Source organism: Oleiharenicola lentus (assembly GCF_051660365.1).
GTDB lineage: Bacteria > Verrucomicrobiota > Verrucomicrobiia > Opitutales > Opitutaceae > Lacunisphaera > Lacunisphaera lenta_A.
Window position 1 is genome coordinate 54,704 of record NZ_JBOZXB010000001.1, and the last position, 12,591, is coordinate 67,294.

General features: G+C 61.5%; 9 protein-coding genes. 2 read left to right on the top strand and 7 right to left on the bottom strand.

All coding sequences use genetic code 11. From position 1 onward, the window contains the following. Positions 1 to 34: 34 nt before the first annotated feature. The 6 genes from ACRRQW_RS00205 to ACRRQW_RS00230 form a co-directional block, all read right to left on the bottom strand. The gene (locus ACRRQW_RS00205) at positions 35 to 577 is read right to left on the bottom strand and encodes a hypothetical protein (RefSeq protein WP_438479059.1); all 543 of its coding nucleotides are present in this window, start codon (positions 575 to 577) and stop codon (positions 35 to 37) included. After that, the gene (locus tag ACRRQW_RS00210) at positions 574 to 2,109 is read right to left on the bottom strand and encodes a DUF1501 domain-containing protein (RefSeq protein ID WP_438479061.1); all 1,536 of its coding nucleotides are present in this window, start codon (positions 2,107 to 2,109) and stop codon (positions 574 to 576) included. The genes ACRRQW_RS00205 and ACRRQW_RS00210 overlap by 4 nt, the downstream gene beginning before the upstream one ends. A 20-nt stretch (positions 2,110 to 2,129) precedes the next feature. Further along, a complete protein-coding gene (locus ACRRQW_RS00215) occupies positions 2,130 to 4,844 on the bottom strand; it encodes a DUF1800 family protein (protein ID WP_438479063.1) in 2,715 nt (904 codons plus the stop codon). A 135-nt stretch (positions 4,845 to 4,979) separates the two neighbouring features. Further along, positions 4,980 to 6,533, bottom strand: coding sequence for a lysine--tRNA ligase (gene lysS, locus ACRRQW_RS00220; RefSeq protein WP_438479065.1), 1,554 nt, complete (start codon positions 6,531 to 6,533; stop codon positions 4,980 to 4,982). 65 nt (positions 6,534 to 6,598) lie between these two features. Then, positions 6,599 to 7,513, bottom strand: a complete 915-nt coding sequence (locus tag ACRRQW_RS00225; protein ID WP_438479067.1) for an N-acetylglucosamine-6-phosphate deacetylase — start codon at positions 7,511 to 7,513, stop codon at positions 6,599 to 6,601. A 16-nt stretch (positions 7,514 to 7,529) separates the two neighbouring features. Further along, positions 7,530 to 8,345, bottom strand: coding sequence for a 6-phosphogluconolactonase (locus ACRRQW_RS00230; protein WP_438479069.1), 816 nt, complete (start codon positions 8,343 to 8,345; stop codon positions 7,530 to 7,532). Positions 8,346 to 8,536: 191 nt separating this feature from the next. Between ACRRQW_RS00230 and ACRRQW_RS00235 the strand changes: the two genes are divergently transcribed. Together ACRRQW_RS00235 and ACRRQW_RS00240 are read left to right on the top strand one after the other, a co-directional pair. Continuing rightward, on the top strand, positions 8,537 to 9,820 hold the full coding sequence (locus ACRRQW_RS00235) for an MFS transporter (RefSeq protein WP_438479071.1): 1,284 nt from the start codon (positions 8,537 to 8,539) through the stop codon (positions 9,818 to 9,820). A gap of 18 nt (positions 9,821 to 9,838) precedes the next feature. Further along, a complete protein-coding gene (locus ACRRQW_RS00240) occupies positions 9,839 to 10,831 on the top strand; it encodes a LacI family DNA-binding transcriptional regulator (protein ID WP_438479073.1) in 993 nt (330 codons plus the stop codon). Here the strand turns inward: ACRRQW_RS00240 and ACRRQW_RS00245 are convergent. After that, positions 10,828 to 12,513: a hypothetical protein gene (locus ACRRQW_RS00245; protein ID WP_438479075.1), complete on the bottom strand. Its 1,686-nt coding sequence runs from the start codon at positions 12,511 to 12,513 to the stop codon at positions 10,828 to 10,830. The genes ACRRQW_RS00240 and ACRRQW_RS00245 overlap by 4 nt on opposite strands. Between the last annotated feature and the right edge of the window lie 78 nt (positions 12,514 to 12,591).

The following is a 12,591-nucleotide window of genomic DNA, read 5'->3' on the forward strand; positions in this document are numbered from 1 at the left end:
ACCTGCCAATCTGTTTTTGCCAATGCCTTCCGCTTTATTGCTTATCGCCACCGACCACATCACGCGGAGCCACCAAGTCGTCGGCCGTGAACAATTTCCCGTCCGGCCCTGCGCTGCGCACCTGAATGCGGTCAGCGGATTGCGGATGAATTAACCACGGGCGTCCCCAGCGATCAATCAGCCGCCCTTCGCGCAACGCCGGATGCGTGGGCGGCAACGCGGCGTCGCCCATCCACGCGGGATCACTCAATGCCCGCGCCAAATCCGTATCGAAACCCAGCGGCGGACGTTGGTTCACCGGCACGCTTTGCAGCAGATTCGCAACCATGTCTTGCAACGCGGTGAGGTCTTGTTGGGGCGATCCGTCCGCTGCGAGCAACCACCGCCACGCCGGCGCGGGGACCGACGCATCCGCCGGCGGAGCAAGCAACGTCGGCGGCGTGGGCGTGGGTTCGTTCGCGAGAAACGATCCCGGAGCTTTCGCGCGCGGCCGCTGATGATTTAGAAAAAGGATAACACCGATGATCGCGACCACCACGACCGCGACACCCACTTGGAAACTCCGTGACGTTTTCACGCCTGCATGAATCCGACCGGCGCCGCGCCGCCCGGCGTGTAAAACGCTCCGATGCGCGGCAACACGTCGGCGAGTTGGTGCGGTTGCACGCCCAGCCACAGCGCGAGTTCCGCAAAATATTCTTCGACGGACACCGCCGGCAACGTGACGCCGCGATTTGTGACGACGCTCGGCCCGGTCAGCGCGAGATTCGGATAGGCCCCGTAAATGCGTCCGCCGGTGACCGCGCCACCAAGCACGAATGAATTGCCGCCCCACGCGTGATCGGAGCCCGCACCGTTTGAAGTCAGCGTGCGCGCGAAATCCGACGCGGAGTAAAGCGTGACATTATTTTGCAGGCCGATCTCCCCGAGCGCCGCCCAATAACACGCGAGGCAGCGATTCACGGCGCCGACCATCGTGTCCATCGTGTTGATGACCTCGTCATGATGATCCCAGCCACCGTAGTTCACGAAAAACGTCTGCCGACGCATCCCGAGTTCCTGCCGCGCTTTGATGGTGCGCACGACGGCTTTCAACTGCTGGCCGAGCGTGCGGGCGGGATCGTTGCCTTGCGAGTTGGCCGTCGGTGCCGTGTAGGGCGCGGGCGGCACGTAGCCGTTGTCGCCCGGAAAGAGCGTCGTGAGCAGGCTCGTGTCGAACGCATCCTTAAACGCCGCGGAAGCCTCGACCGAATCGCGCAAGTTTGTCGAAAGCGTGCTGTCGAGCAGGTGTTGATGCTGTTGCTGCATCAAGCTCTCGAAGGCGGCCGTGCGAATCGCTCCGCGCGAATTATTGCCGACGACCGGCGTCGCATACGGAGAATTAAAATCGCTCGGCAGCGTGCTGCCCGTGGTGCCGATCGTGTAGCCAAACACACGATTGCCCATCTGCCACAGATTCTGGCCGCCGAGCGAGATATTCATCGAAACATTCGTGCTCGTGTTGCCCGCGTGCAACAAATCCGCCGCCAATCCCGCCCAGCCCAACCGACGTTCCTGCGTCGCGACCGAGGTGTGCCATTGCTGCACCTGATCCGAATGCGAATAAAGGCTGCGCGGCAGTTTGGCGGTCGAGGAATTATAGCCCGTCTTCGTGACGCGTTCGACGAGCGTGCCGACGTTCGACACGTAAGCGAGTTTGCCCGCGCCGTAGAGCGACTGCATCCCCGGCTGTCCGTTGAAATCGCTCCCGCGCGGATGCATCGCCATCGCGAATGGATCGGACACCGCCGCGGCAAGTGGCAGCAGCGACTCGCGTGAAATCGCGAGGCCGTCAGAGTTGGTCGTCGCATCGTAAATGCCGCCGCGCGTCGTTGCGTAGATGGCGTGCTGCGCGGAATCGTAAGGCACGAGCAGATTATAAGAATCCATGCCGCCCGCGAAAAAGAGACACACGAGCGCACGATAATCCTCCCCCGGCGGCAAACCCTGCGCCATCGCGGAGTTCGCCATGCGGAGATTCAGCAGCGTCGAAAGAAAGCCTAGCGAACCGACCGCGGCGCAGCTGGCTTGTCCGAGAAACGTGCGGCGGGTGATCGGGCGTGAAGGCATGGTGGGATCGTTTTAAATTTTTACCGCAACACGGCGCACTCAGGCGCGATCAACAGCAGGTGAATCGCGACGCGCAACCGCAGCAACGCGCGCTGCTCGCGTTGCGCGGCAGTGAGCGTAGTCGACACTGCGAGCGGATCGTCCAAGCGACGCAACGCGCGCGTCACGAGGCGAAACGTCGCCGCACTGAGCGGACGCGTCGCGACGGTGCGAGCAAGCGCATTAACGAGCAGATCAGGATTGCCGCGCGCCAGTTCCAGCCAGACGGCTTCGTTCACGCGAGAGTTCCACAGCGATTCATTGACGGGGGTGGTCGCGGCATCGTCGGCGATATTCGTTAAATTAAACCGTGTCGCGGCAGCCGTTCCGCTGGTTGCGGAGAGCGAACCGGAAAAACGATTCGGCAGACTGATCGCCGTAACGCTGTTGAGCGCTTGAAACTCCGGCGCGACCAGACCCGCATCGCGCACCGGACCGGGCGGCGCGTAGGTCGGACTGTAGAAATTAAACACCGACGGGGCGCTCAGGGGGCGCTGCAACAACTCCGAATCGAGACTGCCGAAGCCGCGGAAGCGTCCGCCCGCAGAAACAACATCGCTCGGCGCAACTGCCAGCGCCCGCGCCGCGGCCACGTAGCGCGTGTAAGGTTCACGCAAAGAACCGTGCTCGGGGTCGGCAGCAGATGCAAAGTCGCGTGCTTCCGGATCGAGCAACAGCGCGCGAATGACCGCCCGTAAATCGCCGCGCACGCCCGACCCGTTGTTCGCAAACACGGCGCTGATGCGCGCGACGTAGTCAGGCGTGGGATTCGACGTGACGAGCCGCTGGATCAGTTGGCGGCAAATAAACGGCCCGATGTTCGGATGATTCGCGATGTAGTCGAGCGTCGCGGCCAAATCCGCATCTCCCGCGGTCGAACCCGTTGACGCTGTCCGTGTCGGTAGCACGAGCGGCAATGCACCGGGCAGCCAAATGGTTTTGGTAGCGACGTCATGTTCGGCATCGAACATTCGCATCGGTCGCCACGGAACATTGAAACTGTCGTAGAAACGCGTGGTCGCGATCTCGGTGCCGACCGTGCCACTCGTAAATCGCGTGGAGAAACTCAGTCCAGTAAACACGCGCGCAAATGCCGAAACCTGCGTTTGCCCGTAGGTGGGAATCGATTGCCCGGCTGGCACGAGGTTGCCCTCGGGATCCAGGTCGGTGCCGTTGGAAAGGTAATGCGTGCCGTCCGCATTGAGCCGCCACAAACCAATCGAGAACAACTGCAACACCTCGCGCGCGTAGTTTTCATCGGGGTAACGGTTGATCGCGGGCGCCGCCTTACGATTCCGCATCGCACTCAAATATAGCCCCATCCACGGGTGCCGCGTGACGTCGTCGAGCAGTTGCCGGTAAGTGCCAAACGCGTTCCGCAAAAGCAGATCCTGATAATCGGTCATGCCGCGCTGGTCGTCGCCGAGTGAAGACATGCGATCAGAGATCACAAAAATCTGCGAGAGCGCGAAGGCCACGCGCTGCCGCAACGGATCAGACGTCGCGTCGTCGCGCATCGTCTGCCGCCACCAGGCTTCCATGCGGTGCTCCACGTTTACCGCGCCGTTGTTAATCGGCGTGCCGTCGGAAAGCTCCGCATACCATTGTTGCACGATCGGCAAATGCAGCGCGACCGGCCGGTTGAATTGTTCATCGATCCACCCGGCCAAACCCAGCGCGCGCACCCGCGCAAGTTCAGTCGGCGTTGAGCCAAACGTCGACTGCGCGAGAAACCGCGCTGCCTCGAGGTGCGAAATTCCTGCCGCCGCGTCCGCGATCGTAAAGGTCACTGCGGTGCCACTCGCCGCGAGCACGTAGCCGCTGCCGGTGATGAGTTGCACTGTGATCGTTTCTGCGCCTTCGGTGAGCGCGTCATTTAGAATCGGCAGCGTGATCACCGCTTCGTCAACGCCCGCGGGAATCGTCACCGAAGTCGTCGTGGGCAAACTGTAGTCCACGCCGCCCGTTGCGGTGCCTGCCAGCGTAAAATTAACCGTGATGGCATCGAGTCGGCCGGCGCGACGCACCACGGCGACCGCCGGATGCGGCCAGGATTCCGCTACGTCTGCATCGATGGCCGCGATGCTAACCGTGTTCGTCGTCGCGGCGATCTGCGTGCGAAAACGCTCCAGGTCAGTGATACGCGGATTGTTCGTAGTCGGCGTCGTGGGATTGCTCCCCAGCCCTTCGGAAAAGACGCGCTTCGAATTAAAGCCTGCGGCAATTTCCTCCCAATCACTCAGCCCGTCGCCATCAGTGTCGGTGTCAGTGACCGCGACGCGCAGGAAAAAATTTGTCGCCCCCGCCGAAGGCGCCGAGGTCGTCAGAGTGGCGTCATTTCCTAATTTGGTTTCAAACGGCGTCCACGTCGTGAGATTCGAGCTGGTTTCAACGGTGTAGCGTTTCGAGACGATCCCCAGCCACTGCGCGCCAAGGGCGCTCGCTGAAAACCCCGTGATCTCCATCGCCAATCCAGAGCGCGCTGAAAATGGGTCGGTGCCGAGTAGCGATTCCACCGCATTGGACAGTCCGTCGCCATCCGCATCGTCGTTGGCCACGAGACCCTGCGCTCCAAACCGCAACTGCCAGAGATCGCCCAGGCCATCGTTGTTCAAGTCGACCTGCGCGGCCGACAACGGCGGCCCGAGCGTCAGCAGTGCCAACGCGAACGCGGTGAACTTGAAAAGTCGAATCATGTGGCCCGTGAAAACGCCAAAATCCTACAACAACCCACCGATAAGTCAACGGACGCACCCCACCGAGTCCGTTAAATAAGCGCAAAAAAAACCGGAAACGGCGCAGGCCATTTCCGGTTTTGAATTTTTGCGAAATCACGGATTCGCCGGAGCGCCTTCTGACGCACCGACGGCGGTGGGCCGCAGCGCGGGAAACAGAATCACATCGCGAATACTTTCCGCGCCTGTGAGCAAAATGCACAAGCGATCGATGCCGATGCCCATGCCACCGGCGGGCGGCATGCCATGTTCGAGTGCGAGCAGAAAATCTTGGTCAACCTTTTGCTGCTCCTCGCCGGCCTGGGCTTCAAACATCTGGCGCTGCACATCAGGATCATTCTGCTCGGAGTAAGCGGGCGCGATTTCCATGCCGCCGATGATCAATTCGAACACATCAATCGTGGTCGGGTCGTCGGGCGTGATCTTCGCGAGCGGACACAGTTCCTTGGGCAAATGCGTGACAAATGTCGGCTGAATCAGCTTCGGTTCGATCAGCTTGCCGAAAATTTCGTTGGTCAGTTCGAATTCCTGCCAGTTCGGATCCGCGAAGAGGCCGAGCTTTTGCACGCCGGCCACTTTTTCGGCCTTCGAGCGAGCAAACCAATCTGCATCACCCGTCTTTTCGATGATGAGATCCTTATACTTCACTTCGCGCCAGTCGCCGCTGAAGTCGATCAGTTCGCCGCTCGCTGCATGCTTGATGCGCATGCTGGGACGCTGCACCGCGGTCTCGCCCTCGCCTTCCGTTTCGGTGGGCTTCACGACGTCGCGCACGAGGTGATGAAGCAAATCCTTCACCAGCGTCATCATGCCGCGGTAATCGCTGTAAGCCTGATAAACTTCTAGCATCGTGAACTCCGGATTGTGGCGGCGCGAAACGCCTTCGTTACGGAAGTTGCGGCCGATCTCGAACACGCGGTCGTAACCGCCGACGAGCATGCGCTTCAGATAAAGTTCGAGCGAGATGCGCAGCACGAAATCCACGCCGAGCGCGTTGTGGTGCGTCTGGAACGGCCGCGCCGCCGCGCCCCCCGCGACGCTTTGCAATACCGGCGTTTCGACTTCGAGAAACTGGCGATCTTCAAGAAAACGGCGCACGTGCGACACGATCTTCGAACGCTTGATGAGCCGCTCGCGCGACTCCGTATTCACGATGAGATCGAGATAACGCTGACGATAAATTTGTTCAGAGTCGGTGAGCCCGCTCCACTTTTCCGGCAACGGCCGCAGCGCCTTTGACACGAGGGTGAACGCATCGACGCGCACGGTGATTTCGCCGGTCTTGGTCTTAAAAAGCGAACCCGTCACGCCGATGATGTCGCCGAGATCGAGGGACTTTTTGAAGCCTTCGTTGTAACGCTGCTCGCCGAGCACATCGCGACGGAAATAGAGTTGGATCGGACCTTGTTGATCCTGGATTTTGACGAACGAGCTGCCGCCTTGCACGCGGAACGTCACGAGGCGACCTGCCACGGTAACAGTGGTGACGTTATCCTGGCCTTCCACATAGAGCGCTTTGGCATCCTGCGAGAAGTGCGTCGTGGTGACGTTGGCGCGGAACGGGTCGAAGCCGCCCGCGCGCATGTCGGCCAGCTTTTGCCGGCGCACTGCGTGCTGATCGTGGGAAATATCCGGAGTGATGTCGCTCATGGGAACCGTTCAAAGTGCACGTCCCCACGGCCCTCGGCAAACGGAAAGTATGCGAGCATGCCACTCTACCCCAGCCCGAGCGCCGCCCTCACCCGCGAACCGCACGCGGCGGCAACTTCGTGGCCCGGCCAACCGAGCCACGCCGCAACATTTTCTGCGGCGCGATCCATGGTCAGCGAAGAGCCGGCAAAATTCGGTTTGCCGGGCTCGCGCACGACGCCGTCGGCCCCGACTTCAATTTCCAAGCGGCCGATCTGATAACGCCCCGGCCCCGCGCCCGCGGCGGCCATGCAATCCGTCGTGAACAACACTTTCGCCGCCGGTTTGGCGCGCACGAAATTTTTCAGCACCCGCGGCGGCACGTGCAACCCGTCCACGATAAACACCGCATCCAACTCGTCGCGCGCGAGCAGGCGCTGGATGATGTTATCATGACGCGGCAATTCCATCGGCGCGCCATTACCCAGATGCGTGCACATCGTGAGCCCCGCTGCGATGGCCGCGTCGATTTCGGCGTCGCTCGCCGCTGAATGCCCGATCGCGACGCGCGCGCCTGCCAACCGCACATGAGCGATATATTCGGGTGAACCTCGCAGTTCCGGCGCGATCGTCACGAGACGCACGCGGCCATTTGCCGCCGATTGCAATCGATCAAACGCGGCGACGTCCGGCTCAGACATGAGTTCCCGCGGATGCGCCCCGTGGTAACCCGGCAACGCACTCATATGCGGCCCTTCCAAATGATACCCCACCACCATCGCTGCAATGACGGGATCCGCTGCCCGGTAATGCTCGATCTGCGCCAGTTTCGCGGCGAGCGAATCGATCCGATCCGTGATCAGCGTAAGCAAAATCCCGCCCGTGCGATGCCGCAGCAACGCATCCACCGCCCGACGTAGCGCGGCTTGCGTCAACTGCGCATCCTGAAAATCGACGCCAGCGAAACCATTAACCTGCAGATCGAAAAACGGAGCGGTCATCGACATTGAAACAGAATTAGCCTCGCACCGCGCCGATCGCAACACTCGCGGCGACCACCAGCGATTCCGGCAGTAAACTCGCCGCGGCCGGATCCAAGTGCAGCGCCGCATTCGGATGCGAGCGCATCAACGTTGCGGGGCACGCCGTGCCGACCGGCCCGGTTAACGTCGCGAGCACGGCGTCGGCTTTGCGCGTTGTAGGCACGTGACACGACAACATCCCGGCATTTGCAAAGGTCGGCAGCGTGATCGAGATCGCATTACGCGGCACCGCATCGATGTTCGGGAAACACCCGTCGTTCACCTGCTGCTGACGGCACACACGATCCATCTCGACGACTTTCACCGGCACCGGATCGTTGAAATCGGCGACGGGCGGATCGTTGAACGCGATATGGCCGTTCTCGCCAATGCCCATCCCGATGAGATCGATCGGCGCCGCGGTCAGCAATTTTCCATAACGCACAGCTTCCGCCGCCGCGTCAGGCGCGTCGCCGCGAATCGGGTGAAACTCCGCGACCTTCACGCGGTGAAAAAAATGCTCCTGCAAATACCGGCTGAAACTTTGCGCATGGTCCGGCGCGAGCCCGACATAATCGTCCATGTGAAACACCACGGCCGACGTCCACACTTTCGGCTCCGCTTCTGCGAGATCGGCGAGCGCGTCGTAGAAATCGTTTTGCGAAGGCGCGCTCGACAGGATCACGCGTGTGTGGCCGCGCGCTTCGACGCAGGCCTTCAAGTGCGCGTGAGCCGCGAGGGCGGCGGCGCGCCCCATGAGCGTGCGATTGGGATAAATGTAAACGGAGAGTTGTTCGACTTTGAGTGACATTTGAAATGATCCGGCGGAAATCGCGCGGCGTTGCAAAGCCTCAGAAAAGCCGCGCTTCGTCAAACTAAACCATCGCCCCTGAAATTTCATAAACTCATAGTGAATAGGCATGTGGTTTGCTGTTGCCAATCCGCCGCTCGCGCTTCTGCGTCGGCATCCAGCACCGCTCGTTTTCAACCACTCCTCCGCTTATGGCCCCCAGTCCTGCTAAAAAAATCCCCGGCTTGCGTTGGTATATTGTCGGTATGCTGGCTGTCGCTTCGGAGCTCAATTACCTCGACCGACAGGCGCTGTCCGTCCTCGCGCAAACAATCCAGGACGAGCTCGGTTTCACGACGATGGAGTATTCCTACATCACGTCCGCCTTCCTGATGAGTTACACCGTGATGTATCTCGTGAGCGGGCGGTTGGTCGACTGGTTGGGCTCGCGGAAATCGTTTTCCATTTTCGTCACCGGCTGGTCGCTCTCGACGATGCTGCACTTCTTTGCGCGCACGCCGTTTCAATTCGCGTCGTGTCGCTTTCTCCTCGGCGCGACGGAGCCCGCGAATTTTCCCGCCGGCGTCAAAGCGGTCTCGGAGTGGTTTCCGATGCGCGAACGCGCGCTCGCGGTCGGACTTTTTAACGCGGGCACCGCGATCGGCGCCGGCCTGGCCGCGCCATTGGTGTCATTTATCGCGCTCACGCTCGGCTGGCGCTGGGCGTTCGTCGTCACGGGCGGCCTCGGTCTCATTTGGGTGATCGTCTGGCGTCGCGTTTACTACACACCGAAGGATCACCCTCGTCTCTCCGACGCCGAGCGCACGCTCATCCTCGACGGGCGCGATGCCGACAAACCCGCCGAGCCGATGATGCCGTGGAAGGAAATCCTGCGCTCGCGCGCGACGTGGGCCTGCGTGCTCGCCCGCATGCTGACCGATCCGGTCACTTACTTTTTCGTTTTCTGGACGCCGAAATACCTGCAGCAGGAGCAGGGCTTCAACCTCGCCGACATCGGCAAGTTTAGTTGGATCCCGTTTGTCGCGCTCGCGCTGGGCAACGTTTTTGGCGGACTCGTGCCGAATCGCCTCGTGCGCTACGGCTGGAGTGTCAACCGCGCGCGCAAATCCGTCATGCTCCTCGCCTCGCTCGCGATGCCCGTGCTATGTTTCTCCATCGCGCAATCGCAGATTCCCGCGCTCGCGTTGACCTACATGAGCCTCGCGATGTTTTTCCACGCCGCGTGGGCCAACATGACTTTGCCCGCCGAAGTATTGCCGACGCGCGCCATCGGCTCCGTCACCGGACTCGCCGGCGCGATGGGCGGCGTGGTTGGCATTTTCACTCAAACCGGCATCGGCTGGACGGTGGAAAACATTTCCTTCGGTCCCGTGTTCGCCGTCGCGGCGTTCTTACACCTCACTGCGTTTGCCGCCGTCTCGTTGCTCGTGGGGAAAATCGGCCAACGCGCACCAGAAGCGGCCGCGCACGCGTAACTCCGTTTCGCGACCGTCATGGCCAGCCAGAACGAAATCGCGCACCTCGCGAATGTAAGCCAGTCGGTCGTCTCGCGCGTGCTCAACGGCCGCGCGGCGCAATTCGGCATCGCCACCGAAACCGCCGCGCGCATCACCGCCATCGCGGCGCAACTCGGCTACCGCCCCCATCCCGCCGCGACCATGCTGCTCGGCGGCGCCAGCAAACTGGTGGGCGTGGTCGTGCGCTCCTTCGACGATCCGTTTCTCGCTGCGATTCTGCAGGAGTTAAATCGCCGCGCGCTCGCGTCCGGCCACACGCTGCTCGTCATCGGCCTTGAAGGCGACGAACGCCAGCGCACCGAGGAGGTGCGGCTGATGCAACGTTACCGTCCCGACGCGCTCATCGTGGTGGGTTCGACGGATTTTAGCGCGTGGAGCGACGACCTGTTCACCCCGGGAAAAACCGTCGTGCAAATCGGCCTCGCCAGCGCCGACCCGCGCGTCATCACGTGCGGCATCGACGAAACTGCGGCCGCTGCCGCGCTCGTCCAGCATTTCCACGACGCCGGCCACCGCCACTTCGCGTTGATCGGCGATTTCACCGCCGCCAGTCACGCCCGCGTAAGTTTATTGCGAGCCACACTCCACGAACTCGCGGCAACCGAAACGCACGTGAGTGAATTTCTCAGCCCGCGCGAAGGCACCGAAGCCGGCACGGACGGAGCGCAATTTCTCCTCGCAAATGACGCCGCCACGCGCGCCACCGCCGCCATCGCCACCGGCGACTCCATCGCACTCGGCCTGCTGCACACCCTCGCGCAACACGCCATCGCCGTGCCCGAGACAATCGCCGTTGCAAGCTACGACGACGTGCCGATGGCCGTGCTGATGCGTCCCGCGCTGACGACAATCCGCCAACCCGCACGCGACCTCGCGGCCACCGCCATGGCCATCGTCACCGGCGACGCGCCCCGCGCACCTGTATTGTTGCGCGGTGAACTCATCGTCCGCGAAAGCAGCCGACGTTAATCCGATTCCGGAAACAACACCTGCCGGCGATCCGCGCGCGCTTCCGCTTCGGAGCGATAAGTCAGATCGTTGATCGGCGCGAGTTGCGTGCCGGTGCGTTTGCATTCGTAGCGCCCGCGCCCGAGCGCCAGGAACTCATCGTTCGCGCGCAGGCTCAGGGTGTCCGGTTGCTCCGCGCCCAACAGCAATGCGCCATGGAAAAACCGGTGATACCCGGCGGGAACTTCGTTCATGCTTGGCTGCGCCACCCCGAAGCCGACTGGAAATTCCAGCGTCACCACGTCGTTTGGCGCCAAAGCGAATTTCGCCATTACAAACCCGCGCGTCGGGCCGCTCATTTCGAGCGAAGGGAATTTTGAGTGCGTGAGCTTCATCGCGGCTACCTCAACATTGGGCGGCACGAAGAAATTCCACTCCTTCTCCGAAGACACCGTGGATTTCAGCACCGTCCACTTCACCACGCCGTTATTTGGGTATTCGCTCAGGCAGCGGAGCACGATTTCGCCATCGGCGAATCGCAGCGTGTAATCGCCCTCGAAATAAAACAGCGACCACACTTGGCCCGCTTTCACATCGAGCATGAAGTTCGCTTGCGCCGCGCGCGCCAAACCTTCGGAGCCGCGCATCGTGCAACAAATCGCCGCTTCGAAAATTTTCGGGAATGGCGCGACGTGCAATTGCCCGCGTGCGCCCGTGCAGATGTCGCAGCCGAAACCGCCGTTCGGGCGCTGGCCATAAAGCATCGCGTTGAAATAAATCCGGTGAGCTGTGGTCAGGTAATCGCGTTCGCCGGTCGCGCGCCACAGTTGCATCGTGAGCAAATAGGCATCCACCACGCCGCAGATTTCCGTCCATTCCGGTTTGCCGAACCAGCACACATTCGCGAAGTGCTCGGTCTCGGCGTGTTCACGGTAGAGCGCGAAACGGTCCTTGATTAACTCGAGCAACTCGGGCCGCGGATCGACTTCTTCCCACCAGCGAAAAATCCCGCGCAGCGTGCTGAGAGTGACGTGCGTTTGCGCGCCGATTTTGACGAGGTCGAGCTGACGAAACCGCGCGATCATTGTCTCGATCAGCTTCCGAAATTCGGGCGACGGCAAAATCGTGTAAGCCTGCGTGAGTCCATCGAGTGTGAAAAACACCGCGCCCACATCGGTCGCGAGTTTTGACCACGTGCCATGATGCTCGACCGTCAGCGAAGTCGGCACACCGTCCGCAGCCTTTTCGACGCGGTCGCTGGGGTATTCCGCGAACAACGGCTCCAGCGGCAGCATCAAGTTCGCGACGATCGGCTGCATCAACGCGAGCGCGCGCGGATCTTTTTTCCAGAGGTAATATTCGCAGAGTCCGCGCAGCATGCTGTTGTGGCCGCTGACTTGGTTTTCGTCCACGGTGCGCGGTGGCAGTTCCGCGCCGAGATAGCCGCGGCTGTTCATCGCGCCGGGAAGTTTTGCGATAATGTCTTCCAGATAACGCGGCTCGGTCGCCAGCGTCTGGCTCAAGACCGCGAGCCCGAGAATCTCGCGGCCGATCCAATCGCCCGGCGCCTCGCGCATCGTCGACGACACAATCATCGCGTCGAAACGAAACGGTTCGTCGTGGATTCGTTGGTAGTTCAACGCCTGCCGCCGGCGCAAATCGCCCGCCGGCACGACATCGCTCAAGGGTAAAGGCGAAAGCATGCTGCACGTTCCGCGATTCGCGCGGCGCGCGGCAATATGAATGACAATGAAAATTTATCTGCAAGCGGTGCGGAGTGG

Coding starts and splice junctions, on each gene's coding strand:
- ACRRQW_RS00245 (WP_438479075.1), bottom strand. CDS start 12,513: ATGCTTTCGCCTTTACCCTTGAGCGATGTCGTGCCGGCGGGCGATTTG.
- ACRRQW_RS00215 (WP_438479063.1), bottom strand. CDS start 4,844: ATGATTCGACTTTTCAAGTTCACCGCGTTCGCGTTGGCACTGCTGACG.
- ACRRQW_RS00230 (WP_438479069.1), bottom strand. CDS start 8,345: ATGTCACTCAAAGTCGAACAACTCTCCGTTTACATTTATCCCAATCGC.
- ACRRQW_RS00210 (WP_438479061.1), bottom strand. CDS start 2,109: ATGCCTTCACGCCCGATCACCCGCCGCACGTTTCTCGGACAAGCCAGC.
- ACRRQW_RS00235 (WP_438479071.1), top strand. CDS start 8,537: ATGGCCCCCAGTCCTGCTAAAAAAATCCCCGGCTTGCGTTGGTATATT.
- ACRRQW_RS00240 (WP_438479073.1), top strand. CDS start 9,839: ATGGCCAGCCAGAACGAAATCGCGCACCTCGCGAATGTAAGCCAGTCG.
- lysS (WP_438479065.1), bottom strand. CDS start 6,533: ATGAGCGACATCACTCCGGATATTTCCCACGATCAGCACGCAGTGCGC.
- ACRRQW_RS00225 (WP_438479067.1), bottom strand. CDS start 7,513: ATGACCGCTCCGTTTTTCGATCTGCAGGTTAATGGTTTCGCTGGCGTC.